30 protein-coding genes are annotated in these 26,635 nt (G+C 60.5%); 13 read left to right on the forward strand and 17 right to left on the reverse strand.

Going from position 1 to position 26,635, the window contains the following annotated elements; translation table 11 throughout:
• Positions 1-215: 215 nt before the first annotated feature.
• Positions 216-1,175 carry an N-carbamoyl-D-amino-acid hydrolase gene (locus tag P6U29_RS30685; protein WP_407114092.1) on the reverse strand — a complete coding sequence of 320 codons (960 nt, stop codon included), beginning with the start codon at positions 1,173-1,175 and terminating at the stop codon, positions 216-218.
• Positions 1,176-1,423: 248 nt separating this feature from the next.
• Between P6U29_RS30685 and P6U29_RS30690 the strand changes: the two genes are divergently transcribed.
• The 3 genes from P6U29_RS30690 (at position 1,424) to P6U29_RS30700 (ending at position 3,978) form a co-directional block, all read left to right on the forward strand.
• A complete protein-coding gene (locus P6U29_RS30690; protein WP_407114093.1) occupies positions 1,424-1,648 on the forward strand; it encodes a hypothetical protein in 225 nt (74 codons plus the stop codon).
• 221 nt (positions 1,649-1,869) lie between these two features.
• Positions 1,870-2,196 (forward strand): hypothetical protein, encoded by a 327-nt coding sequence (locus P6U29_RS30695; RefSeq protein ID WP_407114094.1) that lies wholly within the window; start codon positions 1,870-1,872, stop codon positions 2,194-2,196.
• Between the two features lie 948 nt (positions 2,197-3,144).
• Positions 3,145-3,978, forward strand: a complete 834-nt coding sequence (locus P6U29_RS30700; RefSeq protein WP_407119458.1) for a LysR substrate-binding domain-containing protein — start codon at positions 3,145-3,147, stop codon at positions 3,976-3,978.
• Here P6U29_RS30700 and P6U29_RS30705 read toward each other — a convergent pair.
• The 12 genes from P6U29_RS30705 to P6U29_RS30760 form a co-directional block, all read right to left on the reverse strand.
• A complete protein-coding gene (locus P6U29_RS30705) occupies positions 3,945-4,190 on the reverse strand; it encodes a DUF2274 domain-containing protein (protein WP_407114095.1) in 246 nt (81 codons plus the stop codon). The two genes, P6U29_RS30700 and P6U29_RS30705, sit on opposite strands and share 34 nt — an antisense overlap.
• A gap of 4 nt (positions 4,191-4,194) precedes the next feature.
• Positions 4,195-5,406 carry a TrbI/VirB10 family protein gene (locus P6U29_RS30710; RefSeq protein WP_407114096.1) on the reverse strand — a complete coding sequence of 404 codons (1,212 nt, stop codon included), beginning with the start codon at positions 5,404-5,406 and terminating at the stop codon, positions 4,195-4,197.
• The gene (trbG, locus tag P6U29_RS30715) at positions 5,403-6,437 is read right to left on the reverse strand and encodes a P-type conjugative transfer protein TrbG (RefSeq protein ID WP_407114097.1); all 1,035 of its coding nucleotides are present in this window, start codon (positions 6,435-6,437) and stop codon (positions 5,403-5,405) included. The genes P6U29_RS30710 and trbG overlap by 4 nt, the downstream gene beginning before the upstream one ends.
• Positions 6,434-7,117: a conjugal transfer protein TrbF gene (trbF, locus tag P6U29_RS30720; protein WP_407114098.1), complete on the reverse strand. Its 684-nt coding sequence runs from the start codon at positions 7,115-7,117 to the stop codon at positions 6,434-6,436. Before trbF ends, trbG begins: the two co-directional genes overlap by 4 nt.
• A 93-nt stretch (positions 7,118-7,210) precedes the next feature.
• Positions 7,211-8,440 (reverse strand): P-type conjugative transfer protein TrbL, encoded by a 1,230-nt coding sequence (trbL, locus tag P6U29_RS30725; RefSeq protein ID WP_407114099.1) that lies wholly within the window; start codon positions 8,438-8,440, stop codon positions 7,211-7,213.
• Positions 8,437-8,805, reverse strand: coding sequence for a putative entry exclusion protein TrbK-alt (gene trbK-alt, locus P6U29_RS30730; protein WP_407114100.1), 369 nt, complete (start codon positions 8,803-8,805; stop codon positions 8,437-8,439). The genes trbL and trbK-alt overlap by 4 nt, the downstream gene beginning before the upstream one ends.
• Complete coding sequence (gene trbJ, locus P6U29_RS30735; protein WP_407114101.1) at positions 8,805-9,536, reverse strand: P-type conjugative transfer protein TrbJ; 732 nt, start codon at positions 9,534-9,536, stop codon at positions 8,805-8,807. Before trbJ ends, trbK-alt begins: the two co-directional genes overlap by 1 nt.
• Positions 9,533-11,974, reverse strand: a complete 2,442-nt coding sequence (trbE, locus tag P6U29_RS30740) for a conjugal transfer protein TrbE (protein ID WP_407114102.1) — start codon at positions 11,972-11,974, stop codon at positions 9,533-9,535. The genes trbJ and trbE overlap by 4 nt, the downstream gene beginning before the upstream one ends.
• 10 nt (positions 11,975-11,984) lie before the next feature.
• On the reverse strand, positions 11,985-12,248 hold the full coding sequence (locus tag P6U29_RS30745; protein ID WP_407114103.1) for a VirB3 family type IV secretion system protein: 264 nt from the start codon (positions 12,246-12,248) through the stop codon (positions 11,985-11,987).
• Positions 12,248-12,571, reverse strand: a complete 324-nt coding sequence (locus P6U29_RS30750; protein ID WP_407114104.1) for a TrbC/VirB2 family protein — start codon at positions 12,569-12,571, stop codon at positions 12,248-12,250. The genes P6U29_RS30745 and P6U29_RS30750 overlap by 1 nt, the downstream gene beginning before the upstream one ends.
• Position 12,572: 1 nt before the next feature.
• The gene (trbB, locus tag P6U29_RS30755; RefSeq protein WP_407114105.1) at positions 12,573-13,487 is read right to left on the reverse strand and encodes a P-type conjugative transfer ATPase TrbB; all 915 of its coding nucleotides are present in this window, start codon (positions 13,485-13,487) and stop codon (positions 12,573-12,575) included.
• Between the two features lie 229 nt (positions 13,488-13,716).
• Entirely contained in the window at positions 13,717-15,045 is a 1,329-nt protein-coding gene (locus P6U29_RS30760) for a nitrate/nitrite transporter (protein WP_407114106.1), read from the reverse strand.
• Positions 15,046-15,616: 571 nt separating this feature from the next.
• On the opposite strand from P6U29_RS30760, the gene P6U29_RS30765 reads away from it, so the two are divergent.
• The 4 genes from P6U29_RS30765 to P6U29_RS30780 all read left to right on the forward strand — a co-directional run bounded on the left by P6U29_RS30765 (position 15,617) and on the right by P6U29_RS30780 (position 18,669).
• On the forward strand, positions 15,617-16,594 hold the full coding sequence (locus tag P6U29_RS30765; RefSeq protein ID WP_407114107.1) for an AraC family transcriptional regulator: 978 nt from the start codon (positions 15,617-15,619) through the stop codon (positions 16,592-16,594).
• Between the two features lie 94 nt (positions 16,595-16,688).
• Positions 16,689-17,369, forward strand: a complete 681-nt coding sequence (locus tag P6U29_RS30770) for a nitroreductase family protein (protein ID WP_407114108.1) — start codon at positions 16,689-16,691, stop codon at positions 17,367-17,369.
• Positions 17,370-17,403: 34 nt separating this feature from the next.
• Positions 17,404-17,949, forward strand: a complete 546-nt coding sequence (locus tag P6U29_RS30775) for a carboxymuconolactone decarboxylase family protein (protein WP_407114109.1) — start codon at positions 17,404-17,406, stop codon at positions 17,947-17,949.
• Positions 17,950-18,021: 72 nt separating this feature from the next.
• A complete protein-coding gene (locus P6U29_RS30780; RefSeq protein ID WP_407114110.1) occupies positions 18,022-18,669 on the forward strand; it encodes an NADP-dependent oxidoreductase in 648 nt (215 codons plus the stop codon).
• Positions 18,670-20,005: 1,336 nt separating this feature from the next.
• On the opposite strand, the gene P6U29_RS30785 is transcribed toward P6U29_RS30780, so the two are convergent.
• Positions 20,006-20,263, reverse strand: a complete 258-nt coding sequence (locus P6U29_RS30785) for a hypothetical protein (protein WP_407114111.1) — start codon at positions 20,261-20,263, stop codon at positions 20,006-20,008.
• Between the two features lie 690 nt (positions 20,264-20,953).
• Here P6U29_RS30785 and P6U29_RS30790 point away from each other — a divergent pair.
• On the forward strand, positions 20,954-21,184 hold the full coding sequence (locus P6U29_RS30790) for a hypothetical protein (RefSeq protein ID WP_128933068.1): 231 nt from the start codon (positions 20,954-20,956) through the stop codon (positions 21,182-21,184).
• 460 nt (positions 21,185-21,644) lie between these two features.
• Here P6U29_RS30790 and P6U29_RS30795 read toward each other — a convergent pair whose 3' ends face one another.
• Positions 21,645-21,989, reverse strand: a complete 345-nt coding sequence (locus tag P6U29_RS30795) for a hypothetical protein (protein WP_407114112.1) — start codon at positions 21,987-21,989, stop codon at positions 21,645-21,647.
• Between the two features lie 359 nt (positions 21,990-22,348).
• Here P6U29_RS30795 and P6U29_RS30800 point away from each other — a divergent pair, with 359 nt between their 5' ends.
• Positions 22,349-22,645 carry a hypothetical protein gene (locus tag P6U29_RS30800; RefSeq protein WP_407114113.1) on the forward strand — a complete coding sequence of 99 codons (297 nt, stop codon included), beginning with the start codon at positions 22,349-22,351 and terminating at the stop codon, positions 22,643-22,645.
• Positions 22,646-22,766: 121 nt separating this feature from the next.
• Positions 22,767-23,060: a DUF1488 domain-containing protein gene (locus tag P6U29_RS30805; RefSeq protein ID WP_407114114.1), complete on the forward strand. Its 294-nt coding sequence runs from the start codon at positions 22,767-22,769 to the stop codon at positions 23,058-23,060.
• 9 nt (positions 23,061-23,069) lie between these two features.
• On the opposite strand, the gene rpsU is transcribed toward P6U29_RS30805, so the two are convergent.
• A complete protein-coding gene (rpsU, locus tag P6U29_RS30810) occupies positions 23,070-23,345 on the reverse strand; it encodes a 30S ribosomal protein S21 (protein ID WP_407114115.1) in 276 nt (91 codons plus the stop codon).
• A gap of 433 nt (positions 23,346-23,778) precedes the next feature.
• On the opposite strand from rpsU, the gene P6U29_RS30815 reads away from it, so the two are divergent.
• From P6U29_RS30815 to P6U29_RS30825, 3 genes are all read left to right on the forward strand, one after another.
• Entirely contained in the window at positions 23,779-23,988 is a 210-nt protein-coding gene (locus tag P6U29_RS30815) for a cold-shock protein (RefSeq protein WP_407114116.1), read from the forward strand.
• Positions 23,989-24,085: 97 nt separating this feature from the next.
• The gene (locus P6U29_RS30820) at positions 24,086-24,316 is read left to right on the forward strand and encodes a transcriptional regulator (protein WP_407114117.1); all 231 of its coding nucleotides are present in this window, start codon (positions 24,086-24,088) and stop codon (positions 24,314-24,316) included.
• A gap of 60 nt (positions 24,317-24,376) precedes the next feature.
• Complete coding sequence (locus tag P6U29_RS30825; protein WP_407114118.1) at positions 24,377-24,589, forward strand: hypothetical protein; 213 nt, start codon at positions 24,377-24,379, stop codon at positions 24,587-24,589.
• Positions 24,590-25,062: 473 nt separating this feature from the next.
• Here P6U29_RS30825 and P6U29_RS30830 read toward each other — a convergent pair whose 3' ends face one another.
• Positions 25,063-25,323, reverse strand: coding sequence for a hypothetical protein (locus P6U29_RS30830; protein WP_407114119.1), 261 nt, complete (start codon positions 25,321-25,323; stop codon positions 25,063-25,065).
• Between the last annotated feature and the right edge of the window lie 1,312 nt (positions 25,324-26,635).

Genomic DNA, 26,635 nt, shown 5'->3' on the forward strand with positions numbered 1-26,635 from the left:
ATGATCGCCCCTCAAGGATGAGCCGGGATGGGCGATACATACGACAAATCCGAATTTCGGTAAAGCGGAATATTTTTGCGCCAGTGGGTTGACGGAGAAGCGAAACAGGCCCTGACCTGTAGCCCGGATGGAGCGCAGCGCAATCCGGGACGGTGCGGGATGCCGCGCGAGCGGCCCCGGATTACGCTTTCGCTCCATTCCGGGCTACGGGAGCATCACCCCTTCGGCCGCACCGGCGTTCCATCCGCCATCGTCGTCACGCCCTTCCGCTCCACGATCATCCCATAGGCGTGCGGCTGGCGGTGGACGTCGAAATTGAAGGTGGTGCGCTTGTAGGAGTTGCAGAGATCGAGATCGCAGCGCGCCAGCGCGATCTCGTCGCCCTTGGTGGTACAGGCTGCGATGATCTCGCCCGAGGGTGCGATGATGCAGCTGCCGCCGATCTGATCGACGCCCTCCTCCAGGCCGGCCTTGGCGACGCCGACCACGAAAGTGCCGTTCTGATAGGCGCCGGCCTGCATCACCAGATGATTGTGAAACAGCGAGAGATCGTCATGCTCGGGCGCGGGCGGATTGTGCACCGGCGTGTTGTAGCCGATCAGCACTATCTCGACGCCCTGCAGCCCCATCACCCGATAGGTCTCGCTCCAGCGGCGGTCATTGCAGATCGCCATGCCCATCACGCCCCCGAAGGCATCGACCACGCCGAAGCCGCTGCCCGGCTCGAAATAGCGCTTCTCCAGATGCTGGAATTCGCGCCACGGCTCGTGCTCGGCATGGCCGGGCAGATGGACCTTGCGATACTTCAAGACGATCGTGCCGCTCTTGTCGACGAGGATGGACGTGTTGTAGCGCCTGACGATGCCGGCCTCGACGACGAGCTCGGCATAGCCGAGGCAAAAGCCGATGCCGAGCTCGCGCGCGAGATCGAACAGCGGCTGCGTTTCAGGGCCCGGCATCTCGCGCTCGAAGAAGCTGTCGATCTCGGCCTGGTCCTCGAAGTACCAGCGCGGAAAGAAGGTGGTCAGCGCCAGCTCGGGATAGACGATCAGATCGCAGCCGCAAGCGCGCGCCTCGCGCATCAACGCTATCAGCCGCACCACCACCGCGGTCCTGGTGTCGCTCCTCGCGATCGGGCCGAGCTGGCCGGCTGCGATGGTCACCAATCTCGCCACGAGTCATTCCTTACGTTTCTGATTGCGTCGGGGCCTGAAGCGTACACCTCGGCCCTTCATGCCGACGGCACAATCAAATTCCGTGCCTGCGGGTATCATCGTGCGGCGCTGGCGCGTGCACGCCAAAAACTCCCGGAACTTCGTTGCCGATCTGCAACGGTTCCCCACGGTCTGAAGCCGGACAAAACAAACTCCCATTCCGGCCACGAACCGCTCTCACAAGGCCGTGAGACTACCAGGGGAAGACGATGCGTGCACAACGCGTTTGGAAAGTGAATGGGGCCGCCAGCATCGGGCAGCTTCAATCGAGACTGGACGATCTGAACAAGCGTCTCGGTCAGCTCGAAAACCAGCATCCGGACAGCTGGAAGCTCGAAGAGCTGAGAGCGAGCGCACTCAGCCTGTCGCGCGAGATCGACGACATCCGCTGCGCCGAGGCGACAGCGACATTGAGCGAATTGCTGCGCAAGTAGCCGGAGCTCGACGATTCGCATTGCGCGCGAGGAACCAAGTTCCGCCGCCATCATTTCCATGCAGAGCATGGAGCAAGATCATGAGCAGGCACCTGACGCGAGCCCATCTCGCACGCGGCGTGGCCGGCGCGGTATCCACGCTGATCCTGTGCGCGGCGGCGGCCTTCAGCATCGCACGCCACTTTGCGTTATGAAGAATTTGGCGCTGTGAGGGACTTCGCATGACATCCGACCCCGAGGAGTCGGTGCGGCTGCAGGGCTACGGCGAGATGACGCTGCGCACCGCCGTCGAGACTTTGATGCGGCTCGCACCGCGCAAACGAACGGACGCCGCCGTCTTCCGCGTCCGTGACGGCGTGCGCCTTGCACAAAGCGAGATCGCCGAGCTCGCCTCAAACTGGGGCATCGAGCCGGCGCCCCACGTGCGATCGCCGAGACTGGTCCCGGAGCAACACTGGCAGGACATGGTCCGGGGCATGGTGCGCGAGGCCCCGCTGCCGTCACTGCTGGTGGCGTTTCTGGTGGGCGTGCTGGTGGCAAGGCGGTAGGCAGACGACGCAATTCGCGGCTGGAAGCGGCCCCACTCTGTTACTGCGGCAACTTGCTACTGCGCTCTTTCAGCCTGTCGATCCCTTCGCCGCTTAGACCATCGAGCGCATCTTGGGTGTTTGCACTCCGGCAAGCAAAGCTTCCAGCTCCCGCACTACCGGAGTGTTAGCCTCAGTTGAACTCGGCAGCGGGCCGATTTGAACAAGGCGCAGAATAGCTGCCTGCATGACCGCTTACTCGCTCCCGTCTCAAGGCGCCGGTCTCCACGAGCCATGCCGCCGCGGCAAGCCGCCCTGCCGGGCCAAATCCTTCGTGGACCCACCCCGAAAATCGTTGCAAAAAGGCGTCCTGAGACGCCAGCGGCCGGTCCGCCAAGTCTTTAGGAAAACGTCAACTTTTGGAAGAATGGTCGGAGTGGCAGGATTCGAACCTGCGACCCCTGCGTCCCGAACGCAGTGAACATCTTCTAAGTTATTGATTTTTCTCGGGGCGCGTCCGTTTCCATCCCGTTTTGTTCACGGTCGTTTCACCCAATTCGTTGCGATATCGTTGCGGACGTTTATCGGCGAGAACAGCGGTCTCGTTCAGCAATCCTGCGGACCACGCCAACAAATAGCTCAATGTTGAAGATCGCTTTGTGCGCGCAAAAGCTGCCGGTTGCGCCAAGCGACGCTGCTCCGCGCGGAGAGAAACTTGAAGGAATGTTTGCGCCCAACTCGCTCACAATGCCTCCCAAGCCGAGAGAAACGCCGAAAGAGATAAAGGTCTCCGCCCTCGAGCGGGGAATTGCTGTCTTGCAGTTTGCTACCGGGCTATAGAAAAATGACGGAAACCGGCATCAGGGGCGATCGGCGGAGCGCAGCAAGAGCCATTGACCTCCAGCAGCTTCGCTGGCTGTTGCCGCTTGTGACTTCGGCAGCTTCCGTCGGGCCGCAGAAGCACTTTCGATCAAGCACAACGTCCTCAGCCGTTCTATCAGTCAACTCGAGTATCTGATCGGCGCGTCACTGTTTGAGCGCTCAAGCGGTGGAATCAAGCCTACTCTCGCCGGCCGGGCGGTTCTGAGAATTGCGCGATTGATCCTTGAGCAGGTAGACATGCTCGTTGACACCGGGAGATCCGGCGGTCGCGGCGATACCGGCCATCTCGTTATTGGCTTCTACACGTCCATGTCCACGGGCAATTTACGAGCTACGATAGCTGAGCTCAAAAAGCTGCTGCCACAGCTCGAATTGGCGACGATGGAGCGCTCTCGCTCTCGTCCGATGACTGCTCTCCGTAGTGGTACTGTCGACGTCGTGGTCAGTCCTGGACGTCTGACTTCGAAGGACATTAGATCACAGCTGCTATGGAGCGAACGCATCCTGATCTCGCTGCCTCAGGACCACCGTCTGGCAGCACGCGACACCGTCTTTTGGACCGACCTGCGCAACGAAAAGATCCTTCTAAGTGAGTACGACCCCGGGCGGGAGCTAGAGGACCTGCTGATCTCGAAGCTCGTATTGCCCGACGACCGCCCCACCGTAGAACGCCACGATGTCAGCCGTGGCATCATCAAAAGTCTGACGAGTATGGGCATGGGATTAAGTCTGGCGATGGAATCGGATATTGGTGCAAGTTTCGCTGGCCTGGTGTACCGGGAGTTGCAGGACGGATCGGGACCAAGCCGGGTGGACTTCCATGCACATTGGCGCGACGACAATGAAAATCCGGCCCTGAAGCGATTCCTCGATCTGTTAGCGGAGCGCTATCCCTCGCCTCCGCCGGTTCTTGGAGAATGATTGGTTCGTCTCGCCTTTGCAAACCCGCGGTCTGTGGCCATAAAGCGCGCCAACATGGGCGCGATCAGCTTTGCCGGATCGACGCGCTGCCCACTTTCGATTGTTAGGGCCTCCGCATAGGCGACGAGATCCCGATGCACTGACGCCGGAAGTTCAGTGGCGACCTTGACCGGCTTGTCATCCGGTAGCGCTGCTATTTTGAGCTTGGGCATGCCGTTACCCTCCGTATGGCACAAGTATGAGGTCACGATTAACTAGGACGCGAACCGGGAAACCAGGTCGCACGGTCAGCGTGGGCTGGATGTTGAGGCTCCGCCGAACCGCCTGCTGTCCGGTCTGGTTCAGTGAGTCGGAGGCGCCGTGCCGCAATGCCTGGATGATTGCGCTGTCGTTGCTAATGGTGTCGGAGCCTGCGCCTAGCTCCGTTCCGACCGCCAAGAACGTCGATAATGCAGCGGCCTTGAAGAGTTCGCCCCAGTGATTGTCGACTTGGTCTTCGAGGCCCGCATAACCTGCGGTGTCAGCGCCAGGCTGTCGCTCGAGAACGATTGAACGTCCATTCGGCATGATCAGTCGCGTCCAGACCAGCAAGACCCGTGACTGGCCGAATGTGACCTGGCTATCATAGATCCCGATCAGACGCGCTCCCTGTGGTACAAGCAGGAAGCGGCCGGTCGGTGTGTCGAAAACATTCTCGGTTACCTGCGCGACAATTTGGCCTGGCAGGTCCGATCGGATCCCAGTGATCAGGGCTCCTGGAATCACCGTTCCTGCTTGCACGATGTAGGGTGAAGCGGGCTTGGTAATACGGTCAGGGCTTACCGTGCGACGATCTACGGAAGCATTAACGAAAGCTAGCTTCCGGTCTTGGCCGTTCTGCCCAGATCCATCGTCGCCAATGCTTGTTGCGCTCGCCGACACGACGCGGTCGCTTCCAACCGCCGCAGCGGCGGACGGACGCACCTCTCGTCCACTAGTGGAAGCGAACACATGGCTGATACGGGCCGCTTCGGTTTCCTGGTCGCGGCGCTGCTGGTCCGGATCAGCGCCGATCGTCGGCGATTGGCCTTGAGCGGCAAGGATCGGTCGACCGAGGTCCCCAGGAAGAGGTGGACCGAGTTGCGGGATTGGCTGGCGCGGGATGCCAGCATAATCCTTTGGCAGTGTCGTAATACCGTCGGCGACATTGTGATGGTCGGTGCTGTAAAGCTCGGCGGTCGCCTGATCTCGAGGGCGATTCTTCTGAAGTGACCACAGCACGGCTCCGCCGATAACAAGCAGAGCGACCGCGCTCCCGCCTGCCAGTACTTTCCGTGACAACCGTGTCACGCGCGGGTGCTCCGCTCTCAAGCGGAAGCTCCTGAACTGTTCCTCTTGTGTCTCAGGCGAAGCCGCTTGCTCCTGATCGTTTCCATTCCGGGTGTTCATGACGACGGCCTCCCGTCGGTTCTGACAATACGGACCTTCTGCTGGTGCTCGCCGCCAAGCCGCAGTTCGGCGGCAGCAAACAGCCGATCGACGATCAACACGTTGCCGTAAGTGCGATAGTTGACGAGCTCGGTCTTGCCGTCTCGACCGATGACGAAGAGCGGGGGCATCTCGCCCTGCACGATGCCTTGCGGGAATTCGACGTATACCTTGCGGCCATCGTCATATGCGGCGAGCGGCCGCCAGGGAGGACTGTCCCCTTCGATGGCGTACCTGGAGATACGCTGCGCCGGGTCCGGAAGAACGGGTTTCACAGCAGCTGAGCGCGACCGTTCGCGTACCGTCTCAGGATAGTACCAGGCAACGGATGGCATGTAAGGCCGCTCGCGGGAGCGGAGCTCGATCAGATAGGTGCGCCGGTCGGTATTGACGACGAGATTGGTCTCGATCGATGCGCGGGTCGGCTTGACCAGGATGTGGACGCGCCGCGTGTCGCCACTCCCGCTCTCGGTATCGCCCACGACCCAGCGCACGGTGTCTCCAGCCGCAATCGGCCCTGATCCCGTCAACTGCTCTCCCTCCTCGAGCGCAATATCCGTGATCTGCCCGGGTGCGGCGTAAATCTGGTAGAGCGCACCTGGACTATAGGCGTAGATCTGCGCCGCGTTGAAATATCCCCGCTTGCGCGGTTCGACCCGGGCTGCGCTGTTTGCGGTCTCAACCCGGCTCACGGGTTCAGGCTCTTCCTTCCCTCCCGACTTGCCGCCGAGAGCCGGCTTCCAGAGGGGTGGAACGTGAAGCGGTCGCGATCTCTCGTCGAGAGCCACCGGCGTCGCCGGTAACGGAGGAACTTCAGCGTCATAGCTGATCTCCGGCGGAATGTAGGTCGTGCACCCGCCGATCGCCGAGGAAGCAAGCAGGAGAGCAAACAAGACTGCTCGCTTCGCGGTCAAGAATTCGGGCGGAGTCGGCGTGATCCTGCTGTACGCGACGGGATGTTTCGAATGAACGTCAGACGGCGTCTTGGTCACTGACTCAACTCCTTCGACCAGTTGATGGCGCGAACGTAGACGCCAAGAGGATTCTTGCGCAGGCGTTCGGCATCGCGTGGCGTTTCGATCACGATGGTGAGAATGGCAGTCCAGCGCTCGGTCGAGCTCAGCGAACCATTGTCGTAGGTACGCTCAGTCCACGCCACCCGAAAACTCTCCGAAGAGGCGCGAATGACGCTCGACACGTCGACGGAAATCTGGGCCTTGCCCAACTTGGCAAAGGGGTCATTGTTGCGCGCGTAATCGTTGAGCGCAGCGGCGCCGCGATCGGTCGTAAAATCATAGGCCCTGAGCCAGTTTTGGCGCAGAACGATGCCGTCCGCCGGCAGACCTCTGACATCTTCGATAAAGCGCGCCAGATGGTAGGCGATCTGGGCATCTGTCGGTTGATAGTCGATGTTGGCCGGCGCGACTCTTTGGGCCTTGCCGAGTTGATCGACCTCGACCACCCACGGCGTGATTGACCCCTGGCTCGATTGCCAGACAAGTCCACCCGCGAGTCCAGCCGATAACATCAAGCAGCCGAACGCCATCAGGCGCCAGTTTTTGGCCTGCACGCGGGCAGATCCAATGCGTTCGTCCCAAACCTGCGCTGCTTTCTGATACGGTGTGACCGGTTCGGGCATGCGCCCGTAATGAACGGAAGTTCGTCTAAACATCGATGGTTGCCCCTGGTATCGAGTGATCGGTTTCAAGTCGTGCGATGGAAGGATTTGCGGCGCTTCTGTGCGGCGGAGGTGCAGTTGTGCGTGTCAGCGCTCTCCTTCAGACAAATCGACGGAGGAACCGCTGCCACCATGATCGCCCGAGCGAACGGCCTGGCTAGCGGCCGAGGCACCATGCCGAATAGTCTCAGCGCGCTTCATGCGTCGCGCCCAATCGGGCTGCCCTTCGGCCGAAGTGTTCGCGGTCTGCGCACCGGCCTCCCCACCTCCGCCGAGCGCAGCCGCCGCACGACGCAACGGGCTCACGGCGGCGGAGGCACCAGCCTCCGCAACGCCAGCCACGCCTCCGCTTCGATAGGCCGCGGACGCACCGCTCAAGACGGCACCCCCACCGCGGGCGGCACCTGCAATCGCACCACCAGTGAGACCGGCGCCGCCGGCGGCGAGGCCTGCGCCCGCCGCAACGATGCCGCCGGCAGCAAGACCTGTTCCGATCGCGGCACCGGCGCCGAGTTGCGGTCCGCCCGATACCAGGCCATTTGCGATACCCGGACCAAAGATGCCGAGGCCCAGCAACGCGAGCGCCGCGAGCACCAGCGTCATCGCGTCTTCGATGGTGGGCTGGGCGCCGCCGAAGCCTGCGGTGAACTGCGAAAACAGAGTCGAGCCTATGCCGACGATGACGGCCAGGACCAGGACCTTAATCCCTGAAGAGATGACGTTGCCCAGGACCCGCTCTGCTGCGAAGGCGGTCTTGCCAAACAAGCCAAAGGGAATGAGCACGAAGCCTGCCAGCGTCGTGAGCTTGAACTCGATCAGGGTGACAAAGAGCTGGATCGCCAGAATAAAAAAGGCGAGCAACACCACGACCCAGGCGAACAGGAGAACGACGATTTGGACGAAATTCTCAAAGAAGCTGATGTAGCCCATCAGGTTGGAAATCGAGTCGAGCAACGGTCGGCCGGCATCGAGTCCGACTTGAGCGATCTTTCCAGGTCTCAGGAAGTCGGATGCGGACAGGCTTGCGCCCGATGCTTTCAGTCCAAGACCGGCAAAGCTCTCGAAGACGATGCGCGCCAGGCTGTTCCAGTTCCCGATGAGGTAGGCGAAAACCCCGACGAAGAGCGTTTTCTTGACGAGGCGCGCGATGATGTCCTCGTCCGTTCCCCAACTCCAGAACAAGGCTGCGAGTGTGATGTCGATCGCGGCAAGGGTCGTTGCGAGATAACCGACATCGCTGCCGAGCAGCCCAAAACCGTTATCGATATAACGCGTGAACGTTTCCAGAAAATGGTCAATGATCCCCGTACCGGTCATGGCTTGCCCGCCTCAGGCGCCGCCAGGTTCGGATAGCCCTGCGGGATCCGGCTTTGATCCTTTGGGGCAGGCGTCGAACTGGCCGAGTCGTCGTGGCCGGGCGCTAGAATGCCGTCTTTCTTGCCAAGGAACCGACGCCGGTTTTCGGCCCAAACTTGCTGGCAATGGCGATAACCCGCTGTTTCCTCCGGAGTGACGCCGCGGCAGCGTGCGAGGTCGGAGCTAGTTGCATCGGTCGCCTGCTCCGCCTTCGGCGCCGATGGAGAATCGGCTCCGCCACGCAATTGAATCGTGCAGGCAGCGACGGCCATCAGGCCGATTGTCGTAAGCAGCGACAGCGCCTTGAATGCCCTTATGTCGGTCATTAGTGGAACATCTGCACATTGGATGATTGATAGCCCTGCCCCGGTGTCAGGAAGCGCCGAAGCTGCTCTCGCCCCTGATCCTGGGCCGAGGCGCGCTGAGCCGCTTCAAGACTCTGCGCCCTGCCCTGTGCCGTCACGACAGCGGTGAGGTCGGCGAGTTGCTGCGCGTTCAGCGCGAGAATTTGATTGGCGGCTTGCGTCGCCTGCAGCGCGCCGCTGGCGCCTTGGGAAGACGTTACGAGCGCGGACGTCTGGATGCGATTGGTGTCGAGGTTGCCAACGATGCCCGCCTGGACGCGCAGTGCGTCTTGCGTTGCGGCATATGTATTTTGCCAACGCGATTGAGCGTTGGAGATCAGCAACGGGTTCGACTGGCTGCTATTGGCCGGCGCGTAACTGGTCGAGAAGGCGCGATCGATCTGCTGCACGTCGTAAGCAATGCGCTGGGCCTGGGCCAGCAACTGCTGGGTCCGCTGGATCGATGATTGCAGTTGCTGCAGTGACGAATACGGCAGGATTGCCAGATTCTTTGCCTGATTGGTCAGCATCTGCGCCTCGTTCTGCAACGAGGTGATCTGGTTATTGATCTGCTGGAGCTCTCGCGCTGCAGTCAGGACGTTCTGAACGTAGTTGTTGGGATCAAAGACGATCCACTGCGCCCGCGCGGGCACCGTCACGCCGAGCATCAGCGCGACCGTGCCAGCGGCCGCCAATAGGCCAAGACGCTTCAAGACGATTTCTCCAGATTGATGAGATTGGGGATCAGGTCGAGGGCCCAGGCCACGCCGCGGTGCCGTAGCCAGGCCGGCACGAAGCCGTCAGGTCCATATTCGGCGAGGAGTTGCGCGATGGCAGCCTGATCCGTCTTGGAAGAGGCTGCCGTAAAAGCGAGCGCGGCCTCACCGAGCCCAAGTTCGAACATCCGGTTGCCGCGACGCGATTGGCAGTAGTAGTCGCGCTTTGGCGTTGCCCGGCTCAGAAGCTCGATCTGCCGGTCATTGAGGCCGAAGCGGCGGTAGATGCCGGTGATCGGCGGTTCGATCGCCCGTTCGTTCGGCAGCAACAATCGCGTTGGGCAGCTTTCGATGATCGCCGGCGCGATTGCGGACCCATCGATGTCAGAAAGCGACTGGGTAGCGAAGATGACGGACGCGTTCTTTTTCCGAAGCGTCTTAAGCCATTCCCGGAGTTGCCCCGCAAAATCCTCGTCATCGAGGGCAAGCCAACCCTCGTCGACAATCAGGAGTGTCGGCCGGCCATCCAGACGATCTCCAATACGATGGAAGAGGTACGCCAGCACGGCGGGCGCAGCACTCGTTCCGATCAAGCCTTCGGTCTCAAACGCCTGGACCGAAGCCTCGCCAAGACGCTCGAATTCGGCATCGAGCAGCCGCCCGGAGGAACCGCCCAGGCAATAGGGTTGCAGGGCACGTTTCAGCGAGTTTGATTGCAGCAGAACTGACAGGCCCGTCAGCGTGCGCTCCTCCCTCGGCGCCGAGGCGAGCGACGTCAGCGCCGACCAGAGGTGATCCTTGACCTCCGGGGTGATCTCGACTTTCTCTCGTGCCAGGATCGCGCCGATCCACTCCGTGGCCCATCCGCGCTCAGTGGGATCGTCGATCCAGGCCAACGGTTGCAGAGCGACGGCGTTTTCGTCCCCCTCGGACGATGCACCGCCGAGATCATGCCAATCACCGCCCATGGCGAGCGCAGCCGCCCGGATCGAACCACCGAAGTCAAACGCGAAGACCTGTGAGTTCGGATAACGCCTGAACTGTAGCGCCATCAGCGCGAGCAGCACTGACTTGCCGGCGCCTGTCGGTCCAACCACGAGGGTGTGGCCGACGTCACCGACGTGGAGCGAGAATCGGAACGGCGTTGATCCCTCGGTCTTGCCGAACAGAAGCGGCGGACCCTTGAAGTGCAGATCCCTCGCCTCGCCGGCCCACACGGCCGACATCGGAATCATATGGGCGAGGTTGAGGGTCGATACCGGTGGCTGTCGCACATTCGCATAGACATGCCCGGGCAGGCTGCCAAGCCAGGCTTCGACGGCGTTCACCGTCTCGATCATGCAGGTGAAATCGCGGCCCTGAATGACCTTCTCGACCAGCCGGAGCTTTTCATCGGCGGCACCGGGATCCCTGTCCCAGACAGTGACGGTTGCCGTGACAAAGGCTTGTCCGATCTGATCGGAGCCCAGTTCCTGCAACGCCGCGTCGGCATCAAGCGCCTTGTTGTGGGCATCTGTATCGAGCAGCGTCGACGCCTCGTTCGTCATCACCTCCTTGAGGATGGCGCCGATGGACTTTCGCTTCGCAAACCATTGCCGCCTGATCTTGGTCAGCAGCTTGGTGGCATCGATCTTGTCGAGCATGATCGCCCGAGTCGACCAACGATACGAGAATGGCAAACGATTCAGGTCGTCGAGAATTCCCGGGGTTGTGGCGCCCGGAAAGCCGACAATCGTCAGGACGCGAAGATTGGCTGAGCCCAACATCGGCTCTAGCCCGCCGGTCAACGGCTGGTCGGCTAGGAGCGCATCGATGTACATCGGAATTTCGGGCACCCGCACTCGATGACGTTTGGTCGAAATCGTCGAATGCAGGTAGGTCAGCGTGTCCTGATCATCGAGCCAGGCGCATTCGGGCATGAACCCTTCAAGGAGACCGAGCACGCGGTTGGTTTGGTCGATAAACCCGCGGAGGATCTCGCGTGCGTCGGCTCCGACGGTGCGGTCGCGACCCTCGTAAAGCAGTTGCTCTGCCCTGACGGCCCCTTCCTCTGGAGGCAGATAAAGGAAAGTCAGGAAGTAGCTGGACTCATAATGGGCACCCGCCTCTTCGAATTGCGCCCTGCGTTCCGCGTCGACCAGCGCGGACGCGACGTCGGGAAAGGAGTTGGGCGGGTATGTCCCCGCAAAGTGACGCTGCGCCTCAACGAACACGGCCCAGCCCGATCCGAGGCGACGCACGGCGTTGTTCAGGCGGCTGGCGACGGCGACAAGCTCAGCCGGCACTGCGCTGTCGAGATCGGGGCCGCGGAACTTCGCCGTCCGTTGGAATGAGCCATCCTTGTTCAGAATGACTCCCTCGTCTACCAGGGCGGCCCACGGAAGGAAGTCGGCAAGACGCGCGTTGGAATGGCGGTATTCGGCAAGGTTCATCATGGTAGAGAGCTCAGGCGTTGAGATGGCCGGGAATGCGCAGATGCCTGCGCACCACATCGACAAAGGCAGGATCGCGCTTGGCGGCCCAGACGGCGGCCATATGGCCGATGAACCAGAGGACGAGACCCGCGATCCAGAGCCGAAGTCCGAGCCCCAGGGCTGCGGCAAGCGTGCCGTTGACGATCGCGACCGATCGCGGCGCGCCGCCCATCAGGATCGGTTCGGTGAGCGCGCGGTGAACGGGCACGACAAAGCCTGCGACCTGATCACCCATCAGATGACCACGCCGCCGCCGAAGGAGAAGAACGACAGGAAGAAGCTCGAGGCGGCAAACGCGATCGACAGACCGAAAACGATCTGGATCAGCCGGCGGAAGCCACCTGACGAGTCCCCGAACGCGAGCGTGAGCCCGGTCACCACGATGATGATGACGGCGATGATCTTGGCAACCGGACCTTCTACCGACTGCAGGATCTGATTGAGTGGCTGCTCCCACGGCATGTTCGAGCCAGCCGCCCATGCCGGCGCCGCTCCCAAAAGCGCCATGCCGAATACGGCTAGCGATGCACCTCGAAGAAAACGAAATTGCTGACGCATGTCAGTCTCCTGCTGATGAAAGGTTGTAGTCGCCGGCGGCACCAAGCCCTGTTACGCTGGCGAGTTCAGCGAGGCGGCGGTCAGCGCCGCGGCCTGCAAGGACGGCGACGAGGTTGATGGTCTCAGCGATCAGGGCACGTGGAACCGTGACGACGGCTTCCTGGATGAGTTGTTCGAGCCGGCGCAGCGCACCGAGCGCGCTACCCGCATGAATTGTGCCGATGCCGCCGGGATGACCGGTGCCCCAGGCCTTGAGGAGGTCAAGTGCTTCGGCACCTCGGACCTCACCGATCGGGATGCGATCAGGACGCAGGCGCAGCGAAGACCTAACGAGGTCCGATAGCGTGGCCACGCCATCTTTGGTCCGGAGCGCTACAAGATTGGGCGCTTTGCACTGAAGTTCGCGCGTATCTTCGATCAACACGACCCGATCGGCAGTCTTTGCCACCTCGGCCAGGAGCGCGTTCGTCAATGTTGTCTTGCCAGTAGATGTCCCGCCGGCGACGAGGATGTTCTTCCGTGCAGCGACCGCGCTCTTCAGGATCCTGGCCTGCTCCGAGGTCATGATCTCCTTGGCGACGTAGTCGTCGAGCGTAAACACGGCGACGGCGGGCTTGCGGATAGCAAAGGCCGGGGCGGCAACCACCGGAGGCAGGAGACCTTCGAAGCGTTCGCCTGTTCCGGGCAGTTCGGCCGAAACCCGTGGCGCGCCGGCATGCACCTCGGCGCCTACGTGATGCGCGACCAGACGAACAATGCGCTCGCCATCCGCCGCCGACAGAGTTTCGCCTGTGTCGATCAGGCCATTGGACAACCGGTCGATCCACAGTCGCCCATCTGGGTTGAGCATAACCTCGATGATCGCTTCGTCTTCGAGGTAGCCGACAATCGCAGAGCCGAGCGCGCTGCGCAGCATTCGCGCACCGCGCGAACTCGCTTCCGATTGAATGGAATGGATTGCCACCGTCGCCCCACCGAATGAGGGCGTCCGCAGGGGGCCCCTCAGATGGGGATGATTAGAAAAGGCACCAACGGACTTGGCGCAACAAGTGCTTTCGGTGATCGTAGGCTGGCGTAGAAAAAGAAAGACGGAGAACTGATCTCGGAGGCCTAGTCAATCGTATCGGTTCGCTGCGAGTTACTGCTCACCACTCGGCATCATCATCCGCGGGTATGAGTACCACCGAATTCTCATACGAGCTCACTGACTCGACAACATCGAAGACATTAGCCGGCACAAAAAACGGAGTTGGCCTTATCCGTGAAGCTAGGTATTGGCCCCAAGGCAGCGAGAACCAGACCAAAGCGGCGATCTGCAGCGCTAAGTTGACGCCGAACGCGACCTGATAGGCCTGGACGCTCCTATGGCCATCATTCGCAGACCATTGCTCCAGGATCAGGCCTGTCGCGTATTGTGCCAGAAATGCCCAACCAAAGTGCAAGACGTTCAAAGCGCCATTGGCACGACCAGCAAGCTCCGGCGGAAAGTAATCCGCTATCACCGCAAAGCTGACCACGGTTGCCGTTCCGACAATTGCGACAACGGACCATGGCAAGATGGACGGCAGAGACGCTCGCAAGATCAAGGCCAACTCGGCGCCCATAAACAGCACTGCACTCGTCGCTAAAATCGTCTCCGCCCCGATTCCCCTTCGTTTGATGCAATGGACCGCCATACCGAACAGCCAGGCACCGCCGCTCAAGACGATCGACATTATGAAAAGCTGTCGGACGAGACTTGCGCGGTCGAGCCCCTCTACGTCTGTCAGCCACGGCGATGCCCACAATCCCTGCAGGGACCAAGCTGATCCAACGCAAGTCGCCGACAACGGGGCAATGCGCCAGAAGCGTCGGTCGCCGAAAACGGAGCCAAGGGTGGCGCGCGCGGTTGATGGGACGGCGCCTCGTTCGGGCACCACGACATAAATGAGAATGGCCGTCGCACCGGTGGCGACCGCCAAGATCTCAAAAAGCTGCCGCCACCCCATCCAAGCGAGTAGGTATTCGACGGGAGCCGTAGCAGTCACCGCTCCTAGCGAGCCCAGCATGATCATGTAGCCGTTAAGCAAGGCAACACGTTCCCTGGGGAACCAAAGGATGATGGACTTCAGACCTGCTGTCAGTGCCGCCGCCACGCCAAGCCCGATCATTGCGCGTGCGAGCAAGAGTGACAGGAATCCGGTCGATACTGCAAACAGTCCGGCGCCCGCTGCGGCGAGCAAGAGCAGAACACTCTGGACGCGACGCGGACCAAATCGGTCCAACAAGATGCCGACGGGGATCTGAGCCGCCGCGAAAACAAGGAAATAGACTGACGTGAGCAACCCGAGGTCGGCACTCCCAAGCCTGGTATCCGAGCTGAGATGACTGGCGATCAAAGCGTTGATCGTTCGAAACAGATACGAAAGATAGTATCCAGCAGCAAAAGGGAGAAAAACGCGCGCAATTCCACGCCATCCTTTTGAAATTTGCATGCAGGCCCCTCTTGCTGTCAGCTCGTGCGAGCCGATAGCGCGGCCAGCCTTTTGTGCGCTTGGCTAAATTGTTGCCATGGTAGGCTGGCGTAGAAAAAGGAAGGCCGATGTGATTTTTGCTCGGGCGCGAATCGACAAATTCATCAGCTCCGCTCTACCCCCGCAAAGGGACAATCAACCGGAGATTGGTGCATGCGCGCTGGGGGGCGCAAGCCGACGCCTTCCCTCCTCTCAGGATTTCGATGATGGCTACCGCGGCCGTTGCTAGTGACGCGCCCGTAAAGAACGATGACCGGCATCGCCCATCCGGCAAGACGGGGGCGCCGCAGTCGACCAGATAGAGGCCGCTCAAAGTTAGAGTTCGCGCCGGCGGACCTCGTGCGGCGTCCTGAGCACCCATGTCCAAAGTGGGTATTGACGATGACTGAACTCACTGCCGTATAGAGGCAATCAGCAATGAGCATGCCGGCATTCGTCGCTGCAATCAATGAGGACGGAACGCAAAGCCTTTGGGCCAACGCGTCGCTAAATTGATATGCTGCGCCGGCGACCCACGTTTTCGAGGTCTTATGTGTCTCAAGTCGATTGGTTGAGTCATCTCCTGCAAATCGTCGCCGTGACCGGCCAACTCGAGGTCCGCTGCGCCTACGGCGCACCATGGCGTGTCATCTGGCCCAGGGCAGCGGCGAACGAGATCCCCTACCATGTCATCGTCAAGGGCCGGGCCATTTTCGAGGACCCTGGTTCGAGAACAGTGCAGGAGCTTGGGAGCGGGGATATAGTGCTGCTCCCTCACGGTTCAGCGCATGTTCTGCACGACGGCAGCGGCAAGACGCCAGTCAGCACGCACCAAAGCTGGGGCTCCGCAGGATGGATGTTGAGCGAGAACGATGAGCCGGGTGAGCAACTCGATCTGCTGTGCGGACGGTTTTTCGTCGTGCCACCCCACGATCGATTAATCCGCAACTACCTGCCAGCAAATCTGGTCGTGCGGGCTCTGAAAAACCGCGGAGAAGAGGACATCGCGTCGGCATCGAGTCAACTTTCCGGACTGGTCAGCCTGATGCGAATGGAGTCCTCTGGTGACAGAGCGGGAGGTCGCGCCATTTTGAACGCGCTTTCTTCGGTCTTGTTCACTCTGGTTCTCCGCGCCGCAAGCGAAGCCGGCAAATCGACCAAGGGCTTGTTGGCCCTTGCTGGCAATCCGAGATTGGCACCGGCCATTGCGGCGCTGTTCGCTGATCCGACGCGACCTTGGAAACTTCCCGAACTGGCCGATTTGTGCGGCATGTCACGCGCTACATTCATGCGCCAATTTCAGGACAAGTTAGGCCGCTCCGCCCTCGATCTGTTGAGCGATCTTCGCATGAGCATGGCCGCCAACGAGCTCAAGAAGCCGGCGATCAGCACGGAAGCTGTGGCCGAAGCGGTCGGCTACCAATCGGTTTCGGCATTCCGGCGTGTGTTTGCGGAGAGGATGGGGATGACGCCAGGGGAATGGCGTCGACTGGCGCACAATGGCGATGAGGCTGGGGCGTCGTCAGATTGATCCTTTTGAGCATCAAATTGGGCAGATTGAGGCTCGAAATGCTCATTCCCGTCGGTAAGTTGGGCTCTGTCATCACTTGATAACGGAGCACCCAATGAACAACACCGCTACAACCGCTGCCCATCGCGAAACCTCCCGCTGGCTCGCGGGGAAGCTTCCGACAAATGCCGTCATCGAAAACATTCTGAGCCGCAGTGCTGCGAAGTACTATGACTCGACCGCCACGTTAAGCGACGATCAGATCCGTGACCTGGTACGGATCGGTACTTCAGCGCCGACATCCTTCCATCTGCAGAACTGGCGCTTCATCGCCGTGCGATCAAGCGAAGCGAAGGCGCGGCTGCTTCCGATCGCCTGGAATCAGCCCGCAATCACCGAAGCAGCAGTGACCTTCATCATCGTGGGCCAGTTGGCCGATGCCAGCACCGTTCCTGCGCGCCTCGCGCCGGTCGTGGAAGCCGGAATCATGCCGGCACATATGGTGCCGGAATGGGAAGGACCTGCTCGCGGTCTTTACGACGATCATCCGCAGCGCCAGCGCGACGAGGCCGTGCGCTCCGCGACCTTCGGCGCCGCAGCTATTGTCTATGCGGCCCGCTCGCTAGGCCTCGGTTCGACGCCGATGATCGGTTTCGATGCAGAGGCGGTGCACCGAGAGTTCGGCCTGGCCGAGCACGAGATCCCTGTCATGCTCCTGACCGTCGGGCCGGAGCGGCCTGGCAACTGGCCGCAGAAGCCCCGCCTGCCCGTGGCCGACGTGCTGCACTTCGCCTGACCAACCCCGAACTCAATCATCCAAGGAGAATATCATGGCAAGAGCTGCCGCTCTGAAGCCGGAACACGTGCCGGCTGCTTCGAAACCGACCCTCGATATCTTCACCAAGCACATCGGGTTCACGCCAAACATGATGGCGACCTTCGCGCAAAGTCCGATCGCGTTCAACGCATGGGCCGCGCTGCTCGGCTCGTTGAGCAAGACGCTCGACGTCAAGACGCGCGACAGCATCGGCCTTGCGGTCTCCGAAGTGAACGGCTGCAACTATTGCCTGACGGTGCACAGCTTCACGGCGGAGCATATGGCCAAGCTGTCGGCCGAGGACATTGTTCTCGCCCGAAAGGGTCATTCCAAGGACCCGAAGCGGGATGCCGCCGTCTGGTTTGCACGCAAGATCATCGAGAGCCGTGGCCACGTCACGGACGGCGATCTGCAAGCCGTCCGCGATGCGGGCTACACCGATGCGAACATCATGGAGATCGTCGCGCTTGTGGCCATGTATTCGCTGACGAACTTCTTCAACAACGTGTTCAACCCCGACAAGGACTTCCCCACGGTGGCACCGGCCGGCTCGATCTGAGCACGGTCCTCTCGGTTGGCAGATCGGGAAGTTCGGAAACTGAAAAACACCACACACATAAGGGAGTCGAAGATGAAAGCGATTACTGTGACGGACCAGGCTGCCGGATTGGTCGGGATGAAGCTGTTGGAACGGCCCGAACCTCAACCAGCGATCAACGACGTTATCGTAGAGGTTCATGCATCGGGATTCGTTCCGACGGAGTTGGAGTGGCCCTCGACGTGGACCGATCGTCGCGAGCAGGACAGAACTCCGTCGATCCCTGGGCACGAGTTCGCCGGCATCGTCACCGCGCTTGGCTACGGCACGACGGGACTGTCGGTGGGACAGCGCGTGTTCGGCCTTGCCGACTGGTATCGCGATGGCACGCTCGCCGAATACATTGCGATCGAGGCGCGCAATCTGGCGCCATTGCCGGGTGATGTCGATTTTAAGGTCGGCGCGAGTTTGCCGATCTCGGGCTTGACCGCGTGGCAGGGGCTTTTCCAGCACGGCCGTCTTCAGGCAGGCCAGAGCGTGCTTGCCCATGGTGCGGCCGGCGCGGTCGGTTCTATGGTCGTTCAACTCGCACGAGAGGCTGGCGCCTATGTCATAGGAACAGGACGCGCGGCCGACCGGCAGACAAACATCGGAAAGGTTTCTTCCCTCGAGGACGCGGTCGCCACCTTCAACTCGGCCCAGCGGCGCCAAGGCAAGACGATTGTTCAGGTCCGCTCGTAAGAGCTTGGGCGGGACGAGGGCTCTTCGCACCGAGTTATCGTTCCGCTTCAGGATCGGCGAGTGTCTTGGCACGCCCGAGCGGGCACGATCCCGCGACCCATGCAACGATGCCGAACTCAGCTCGTGAGGGTTATCCGACGACACCGGTGCATCCCAGGGACGCTTTCCCGCACTGTCGCGATCCCAAGGCCTCTTGGATTGATCGGCCCTCTCTTCGGCTTTGTCCCTCGCGCGGGCCGCCTTGATCTGGTCCCGCACGGACTCGTCATCCGGCTTTGACCTAGAGATGGGTGTCTGAGCCGCCGTGACTGACGACCACAGGATGAGTAGTGCGACGATGAGGGAAGTCTTCATCCCTGTCGTTATCACGTCGCGGCTGAGGTCGTTCGATTTTGTTTTGGCCGCTTGCTTCAAGTCAGATAACGGCCGAAACGCTCCCTCGCAGCATCAACGTCTGCCTTTGCGAGGCCCAATTCCTCGGTGAGAGACGAGGCAGCCTCCAAATGGTGAGCTAACATTCTATAGCGGGCTGAAACCCGATGCTCCGAATGAAGGATCGCCTTCTCGTCCGCCAGTTCACTGATGTCGTATCGAAGGAGCGTCTGCGCGAGCACTTCTGTCGCGCGATCGAGCACGGAATTATGATCGACTAACTGAAGATCGACCGCGTCACATCTGGCACACATTCGACGTTTCCGCTTCAAGAAAAGGCGGTAGGGCGCATCTCTCCGCCGCCCGCCCGCGTGTGGCACGTACCCAGACCGGCGATGCGAACTAAGGCCCTACAAGCCGAGATGTTTCAAAAGACCTGCGAATTGGTGACTAACCGCTCGATGGGATCGGCTAGGTTCCATCTGTTCGAGCGTCCATGGAGGTGCTGAAACCAGTACCGGCACTTTGCAACGCGGAGCCTGGTTCTGCCGTTGAAGCCGCCGGCTGCTAGGTAGAAGTGCGGTCCTTCAGGACAGCTATCGCCTCTCAGGCGCGGCCTAGGAACCGACAGGTGCAACTTGCCTTGCGGCGCCGGCGGGTAATCTGTCAGCGTTGGCGTGAACCAAGGCTGAGCAATCTTTGCCGCACCAGCTGCCAAGCCGTCAGAATGAGGCCGCCTTACTCTCTGTTTTCGCGGTAAGCCTTGCTCTCGCTCCGACCTGAGGCGCTTTCCAGCACGGCCCTACGAAGCTGGCCGCGCTGGTATTCGTTCTGCTCGTGGAGCGAGCGCCTCAACTGCTGGAGGCTTCGGCTCTCTTCAATGGCGAGTTGGGCACGTGCGAAGAGTCGGTCGATCATGTTTCGGATAATGGCTGCGTCGCAGCTGTTGTGCCACATCATAGGTTTAATTCGCCCATGGCCCTCCAGTAGCAATCGACATTTCTTGATCCAAGTTAGCTGGTCTTTGAGCAAATGGAGGATACGTGGTGTTCCGGCGCTCGGGGTGCCAAACCTTCGGTACTTCTTTCGAAAGCAGTTCTTTGGAGTGGGCAATCTGCTTTACTGAGCGCTCGATCATCCGGCGGGTCATGTCTTCGGCCGCGCGGTGGCGCTCCTGCTTCCGTCGCAAGTAACTCGCAAAAGCCTCTTTGTCGTAAGGCATGTCGGTATCACGGCCGTCTGCCCTACTTTAACATATGTTAAAAAAGCAAGCCTCGCAATTCAGCTCAGCTGGGGAGGGTAGGATCAAACATGGTCTATCTCCCTGAAGAGACGGACATCCGCAGAGTTAAGGAGCGCATTCTTGCAATGGTTCGTGATGCGTCTGCCGAACGAAAGGCCCGAGGTGTTGTCTGGCTGAGCCTTGGTCAAGGGAAGTCACCTGTTTCTTTGCAGGGGTATGGCTCAAATAGCTCAAGGCATCCCCGTTCCTGATGACGTGTTGTGGTGTTGGTTTAGGACAGCGGGCGCTGCGGCGCGAGCAAGCGCGTAGATAGCAACCAAGCATGCGTCAGCCTGTTCACATGCATGGAAGCGCATCTTCTGCACTGACGATGGCGAGTGCCGGTTTTGGTTAGCGGCCGGTACGGAGGAAGAGGCCGTTCAACTGGTCTTGGATGCCATCCCAGAGGGGTGGACTGCCAAAGTGATCGATCGTGGACGGGTCGGCGGATGCGACGAAGCTGCGGCACTCGCCTTAACCGGCAGCCTCGCGCCGGGAGAAGTCCGCGAGGTAAGCAGAGGAATCGGTCTTAGCTGAAATGTATCCCCTGGTGTGATCCGCCATCGGCAACAACGAAAACGGTTCGGGAAGGCCGAATGACTATAAACGAGCCCCTACAGGGAGCCTCAGATGAGCGAACGACGTGAGCTCTATCGAAGTACCAACGGCGATGCCTGGTTTCTCGGGCGCGAGCCCGCCAATGGCCATGCGTTCGTCATTCATCAGCCAAATGCGCCTTCTGGCGGCCGACTGACACACATCGAACTCGGCGATTTTTTGCGCAGCGAGCCGAAAGGACCGGAGCATCAGGCCCTCCTCCGCCTGATAGGGACCCTCGTGAACGTGCCGCCGTACGCTTAGGTTTGATGACCGGGGAAACGGCGGCACACACAGAGAGTGCGTGGGCGAGGAGGATCTGGAGTACCTAGCGCTCGTTCCGCATGTATGGGCTGTTCTCAGACACCAGCAGCATAGATGGATCGGAGTGCGGCACGCCTCCATGCTCAAACCAAGCTTTCGGCAGAGCCACAGTGCAGATCCCCGCGATCAGAGCGATCGAGAACAAAGCCCCCAATACAATACAGCGCTGCCTCTGCATTTAGTTTTCCTGGGCAGAGTACCAATGGCAGGGCCAACGCGAGTCCTCGACGAGCCGTTCCTATTTTCTGAATGCGGACGGTAGCCGAGCCGATAGAAGCCCAAAAACACACTGTCGCCTAACGGTTGACCTGCCATCGGAGCCAATGAAGGACGCGTGGGCAATGAGTTCCGTGATCCGCTCGCATGACTAGCGCGATAGGATTTGTCTGCTCGGCTCTATCTACTTTTTCTTTGCAGGCCCGAAATCAGGCTGCCAAGCCGCTTCCTTGCGGCTCGGCGCCGCGGCGATCACTTTGACCTTTTCCTTTTTCGGTTTCTTGGCTTCGCGATTGCCGCGTTGCTGTCCCTTCGCCATGTCGCTCTCCTTTGGTGGTTTGAGTTCGTCGAGTTCATCAGACTGCAGCACGCGGCCCCGCGGAGTGCAGACCCTGACGTCCATGTAGCCCTCGCGCAGCAGTTTCCGTGCGAGGCGCAGCGCGACTGATGCAGTGCCGCGGCCGAGATTGGAGCTGCCGTATTCGTTGGTCCCGCTGACCAGATACGGCACGCGTGTTGCCCTAGCCATTGAGGATGGCGGCTCCGCAGACGAGAAGTAGAAGAAACAAGGGAACGATCACCGGCGGCACGATCCATTCCGAAAGACGAAAACGCTGCATCGAATGCTCCTGCGAGGCCCTCGGCGGGAGCACACGTGACCCTCAGTCACCGGTCGAAGCCGTTGAGAAGTGCGGTGATGGCAGCGACCCTACGCCCCCGCTGAGCCTTTAGCGAGCGCTAAATGCGGCGGTGGCGACGGTCGCGCCGTGACCACGTCGTTTACCGCCGGATGAGGATAGTGCTGGCTATTGTCGGACCATAGGAGCATGGTCGTCCAGGCAGGGATCAGTCAGCGCGCATGGCTCAACAGGGATATGGGTGTCACCAGTGACTGACCACACTGTCGATCTCGACAAGCATCGCGGCATGGCTGCGCAGAAGGCGACCGATTTGCGCCGAGCGCTGGCCGACGTTGAGAGCAATATGCGCGAGCTGCGTGAGCGCGAGGCCAACCTGGAGAACCGCCTGCTGACAGTGGCAGCCGCGTCATGGCCCGAAGCCGCAGCCAAAGCGCGGTATCTGCTTAACCTCTATGCCGCGAGCCTGCCCGCCGAGGACACGCGCCACCGCGCACTAGTGGCAGCACTGTTCGACGATTTCGTCCGGTTATCGGGGGAGGACTGAGGAGAACGAGCGCGGCCTGCTTGGTGACCCGTGACATTCAGGTGGGAGTGACGGCCCCGTCACGGTCGGTGATTTGAACGCCCGATCATGCCGACACGTGATCAGACTAACGGAGTACCCCATGACACTAACCAGCGGCCGCTTCATCGGACACGAATACGACCGGATGATTGTTCGGTTCTCGATGCACGACGGGGCCAAAGAGATCCCGTGCGCAATCTCAACCGCTGCGATGGACCACCTCGAAGGCGGGCCGCAAGTCAGACCCGAGCAGCGGGAAGCCCAATTCACCCGCCTGCGGGATCGTATCGAAGCATGTGCGGCGAGCAAGTATCGCGCGAATGAGTTCGAAGGCACGCCGCCCGGCATCGTGCTGCGCGGCATTGATTTCAGAGCACAGCAACATGCTCGGTAACGGCATCCTCTATTCCGCTCGTGCCTTGATCTCCGGCAAGGGCGGCTTGCGCTCGAACGGCTTCTTTTTCGGCGGCGCGGGCAGCAAGCCTTCTCGAATCGCCTGTTTCCGGGCGAGCTTGCGGGCCCGGCGAATGGCTTCGGACTTCTCGCGGGTCTTTCTCTCGGACGGCTTTTCATAGGAACGCCGCTGCTTCATTTCGCGGAAGACGCCCTCGCGCTGCATCTTCTTCTTGAGAACACGGAGGGCCTGCTCGACATTGTTGTCTCTTACTAATACCTGCAAATTGATCCTCCTCGCTGCGGGCTGCGAATGCGACAAGTCCTGCTGGCAGCCGATTGCGCAGGAGCTTCATTGGACTTCTGAGGAAACTGGCGGCGACGCTTGTCGCGGCTCCGATAAGCCGCTCGGCTCGTCACAGCAATGCAGCTTGGTGAGATCGACGTGACCACTCCCGCGCAGCCCTGTCAATCGATAACGCCTTGCTTGCAGTCGGAGGCGCGGGAGCGGCTCGATCGCAACACCAGGTTGCCTCTCGCATAAACAAATTGACTTGCGTCCTTGCAAATTCGCGAATGTGATATACATTGAGCTTGTTCGATTTGCCGCTGTGCCTTGTTGAATGCGCCTGCGGGCTCCTTTTCCAAAGACATCGACGAAGTTGAAGGTAACCGCGTGATTGTCGCGCGGCACGCGCTTGCGCGCTTTGGAGAAGAAAATGACGACAGGCACTGTTAAGTGGTTCAATGGCCAAAAAGGCTTCGGTTTCATTCAGCCGAACGACGGCGGCAACGATGTGTTCGTTCACATCAGCGCTGTCGAACGCGCTGGTCTTGCAGGTCTCGGAGAGGGTCAAACGGTCAATTTCGAGATCAAGACCGACAAGATGCGAGGCAAAGTCAGCGCGGAGAATCTCTCGCTGGCTTGATATCGTGGCGCCGTTTCACGGATGTACTGAAACGGTCCCCCTGCCCGCTCGATCTTCGGATTGAGCGGGTTTTGTCCGTGGCGGAGGCCTGCGAGCAATGAGCGCCAGGAAATCGGCAGAGCCGTCCCCGGAGAGCATCGCACGTTCCGACCGCAAGCGTTTGGCGGCTGAAGAGGGCGCGCGCGCATTGGCAGAGGTCGAGAGGCAGGCTGTTCAGATCCGCAGCAACATGGCGCGGCTGCGCGAGGTGCGCGAGGCCAAGGAAGCGGCGGATGAAGCCGCTCGGATAGCTTTGCCGGCGTCGACGCCCAAGAAGCGGGCGCGGTAGTCGCCTTCAGCGCTACCGCCGAACTTGAAAGGGCCGATCACATGCCGGAGAGAGCAGATCGTGCTTAGACTCAAGCCAAACCACGGAACCATCACTTTCTTTCTCGCGTCGGGCCCAAATCGGCACATGTGTCGACTTGCCACGACATTCAACACGCAGAAGCAAGCGTTCAGCTATCTGCAGAAGCACCGGACGGAGTTCGAGCGCATGGCACGGGCACGCCTGGCGTCGGGAGAGCTCGAAGATGGAATTGTCATGCTTTCAATGCTTTGATCTGGCTGGCTATCTCAGTATCTCTGCCGCTGCTCAACTGATCGGGCGAACTCCTTCGTAAATGAAGGTCCCGCTCAGAACTGGGCCGCTTGCGTCGTGGACTCCGACGGTCACACCCTGCTGTCGGCGAAGGGTCAAGCTCACCGCAATGTCGGCAAGCGAGAGCGCCGCTTCTATCTCGGCTCCCTTGACCAATGAACTCCAACTCGCCATCGCGGATGTCGAAGTAATTGCGATCTAAGACAGCCTACTGGTCTGGGTTTGGGCCTCCGCCTCTCTTCCTAAGCGCTCAGCCTTCAGTCGCTCTCGATTTGCTCGGAAGCTCTGTTCCGCCTTCTCGTACTCGGTCGCTTCCTTCCGGGGCGGTTTGAATACTTTATTCGCTTCATCCGCGACATGCGATTGAGAATGCGGTCTCATAGCCTTCCTCCTTGTCACCGGCTGATCCGGACGTAAATTTGGTTGCTGTCGACTTAATCTGGGATCGCCTTACTGCCTTTGATCCTGTCTACGCGCAGCCGCTGGAACTCTTCGGGTCCGTCGAGCAAATCGCGCTTGCGATCTTCCCGATCATCGACTGTTGCAGATGCATCGCCGATGCCATCAATTGTGTCGCCCGCCATTTTCCTGGCCCGCCGTTGCTGCTGATCATGATGAGCGTCCGACGCAAGACCCAGATGCACTAAGCGCGTCATCGCTTCGGGCAGGCTCGGGATGTCATTCTGACGGGCCATCCATGCCCTGGCGGCTCTCAACAGAGATCGTGAGGGCTGAAGGCAAACAGTTTGAGCGGAGTCCGGTTCTCGTCGGTTGTGGGATCGCACACTTTGAACTTTCCGCGGCAAGAGTGTCGCGACCAACCGCCAGGACCCTCAGACGTTCCAAAGGGCCGTCCAAGCTGAGAGCGCAAACGTCTGTAAGCGTCAACGGCTGCCGTTGGTACGTAGCATGACCTTGTTCGCCTTACCTCCCCGAAGCGGCCGTCGCGGCGCCTTGCGCTAGGCCAGTCATGGGCAGAGGGTGAAGTTCAGTCGCCTTCACTCCTCTCAGGCCGAGTCTACTGAGAGCCGCCAGCCTTCGGCTGTTCACGTAGGTGCCGGCGTCTGGTTGAGCAACTGAGACACAGCGGTAATGACCTGTGCAGGGGCGAAGGGCTTCTGCAAAAGCAAGCTGTTCGGCACCCCCTGCGAGGGCCATTCGTGGCCCGCTGACCGGTCGTGTAGACCACAGGAAGTTCGGGCAAGAGTTCTCTGGCGCGCCGAGCGACCTCCCACCCACTGAGCCTGCCCCGCAAGTGGGTTTCGGTCACAAGCGCGCGATACTTGCCTTTATGGCATTGGAGGAGAGCAACTGCCTCTTCGCCCGATGAGAGGATTTCGGCAGCGAACCCACCGCCGGAAAGGGCTTCGTGTACCGCTTCTTGGATAGCGACTTCGGCCTAGACAACGAGAATCAGCAGGACTGGGTTTTGCACGGCGAAATCCTCCGCCGCTTCAGCGCAGCAGTAATGATGTACCAAAGTGCACGCATATTCCCAAGCTTAAACGGGGCAGCCTACTGCACAGCTAATTGAGAAAGGCTCGACCCTCCCTCAGGGCTGAGCTCTCTGATCTTGGCCAAGGGACGAAGGGACGCCCGCCGAGAAACAACGACGGAATGGGCTCGCGCAACATCGCTTCCGAACGGGCTAACCGCTCGCGCGATCGTGCGATCATCTCTGCTTCGAAAGAGGCGATGAGTTGTCGACGTTCGACGTAGTAGGTCGTGATCTTGAGCGTGCCCAATACAGCTCGGCTCCCCTTCAGCAGCAGGCGGGAGCGCGAACATCTCTCAGCCACCGACGCCTACGGGCAGCGCCTCAGCCGGTGATCGGGGAAAACTAACACAGATTAATTTGGTTCCACAGCCAGCTGGCAATCAGGCCTGGCTGTTGTCGCGAAGAGCCTCAGCCCGCCCCATGGCACTTTCGAGAACAGCGCGCCGGAGTTCCGATCGCTCAAATCGTTGCTCTTCGGCGAGAAGTTGGCGCTCGCGCTGGAGTGTTTG

Origin of the sequence: Bradyrhizobium sp. LMG 9283 (assembly GCF_045571415.1) — a bacterium.
Lineage (GTDB): Bacteria > Pseudomonadota > Alphaproteobacteria > Rhizobiales > Xanthobacteraceae > Bradyrhizobium.

What these genes read in the sequence shown, in the direction of transcription:
- P6U29_RS30690 (WP_407114093.1), top strand. Translation starts at nt 1,424, where the DNA reads ATGCGTGCACAACGCGTTTGGAAAGTGAATGGGGCCGCCAGCATCGGG.
- P6U29_RS30695 (WP_407114094.1), top strand. Translation starts at nt 1,870, where the DNA reads ATGACATCCGACCCCGAGGAGTCGGTGCGGCTGCAGGGCTACGGCGAG.
- P6U29_RS30705 (WP_407114095.1), bottom strand. Translation starts at nt 4,190, where the DNA reads ATGCCCAAGCTCAAAATAGCAGCGCTACCGGATGACAAGCCGGTCAAG.
- P6U29_RS30710 (WP_407114096.1), bottom strand. Translation starts at nt 5,406, where the DNA reads ATGAACACCCGGAATGGAAACGATCAGGAGCAAGCGGCTTCGCCTGAG.
- trbF (WP_407114098.1), bottom strand. Translation starts at nt 7,117, where the DNA reads ATGTTTAGACGAACTTCCGTTCATTACGGGCGCATGCCCGAACCGGTC.
- trbL (WP_407114099.1), bottom strand. Translation starts at nt 8,440, where the DNA reads ATGACCGGTACGGGGATCATTGACCATTTTCTGGAAACGTTCACGCGT.
- trbK-alt (WP_407114100.1), bottom strand. Translation starts at nt 8,805, where the DNA reads ATGACCGACATAAGGGCATTCAAGGCGCTGTCGCTGCTTACGACAATC.
- trbE (WP_407114102.1), bottom strand. Translation starts at nt 11,974, where the DNA reads ATGATGAACCTTGCCGAATACCGCCATTCCAACGCGCGTCTTGCCGAC.
- P6U29_RS30745 (WP_407114103.1), bottom strand. Translation starts at nt 12,248, where the DNA reads ATGGGTGATCAGGTCGCAGGCTTTGTCGTGCCCGTTCACCGCGCGCTC.
- P6U29_RS30750 (WP_407114104.1), bottom strand. Translation starts at nt 12,571, where the DNA reads ATGCGTCAGCAATTTCGTTTTCTTCGAGGTGCATCGCTAGCCGTATTC.
- trbB (WP_407114105.1), bottom strand. Translation starts at nt 13,487, where the DNA reads ATGCTGCGCAGCGCGCTCGGCTCTGCGATTGTCGGCTACCTCGAAGAC.
- P6U29_RS30760 (WP_407114106.1), bottom strand. Translation starts at nt 15,045, where the DNA reads ATGCAAATTTCAAAAGGATGGCGTGGAATTGCGCGCGTTTTTCTCCCT.
- P6U29_RS30770 (WP_407114108.1), top strand. Translation starts at nt 16,689, where the DNA reads ATGAACAACACCGCTACAACCGCTGCCCATCGCGAAACCTCCCGCTGG.
- P6U29_RS30775 (WP_407114109.1), top strand. Translation starts at nt 17,404, where the DNA reads ATGGCAAGAGCTGCCGCTCTGAAGCCGGAACACGTGCCGGCTGCTTCG.
- P6U29_RS30780 (WP_407114110.1), top strand. Translation starts at nt 18,022, where the DNA reads ATGAAAGCGATTACTGTGACGGACCAGGCTGCCGGATTGGTCGGGATG.
- P6U29_RS30785 (WP_407114111.1), bottom strand. Translation starts at nt 20,263, where the DNA reads ATGCCTTACGACAAAGAGGCTTTTGCGAGTTACTTGCGACGGAAGCAG.
- P6U29_RS30790 (WP_128933068.1), top strand. Translation starts at nt 20,954, where the DNA reads ATGAGCGAACGACGTGAGCTCTATCGAAGTACCAACGGCGATGCCTGG.
- P6U29_RS30795 (WP_407114112.1), bottom strand. Translation starts at nt 21,989, where the DNA reads ATGGCTAGGGCAACACGCGTGCCGTATCTGGTCAGCGGGACCAACGAA.
- P6U29_RS30805 (WP_407114114.1), top strand. Translation starts at nt 22,767, where the DNA reads ATGACACTAACCAGCGGCCGCTTCATCGGACACGAATACGACCGGATG.
- P6U29_RS30815 (WP_407114116.1), top strand. Translation starts at nt 23,779, where the DNA reads ATGACGACAGGCACTGTTAAGTGGTTCAATGGCCAAAAAGGCTTCGGT.
- P6U29_RS30820 (WP_407114117.1), top strand. Translation starts at nt 24,086, where the DNA reads ATGAGCGCCAGGAAATCGGCAGAGCCGTCCCCGGAGAGCATCGCACGT.
- P6U29_RS30830 (WP_407114119.1), bottom strand. Translation starts at nt 25,323, where the DNA reads ATGGCCCGTCAGAATGACATCCCGAGCCTGCCCGAAGCGATGACGCGC.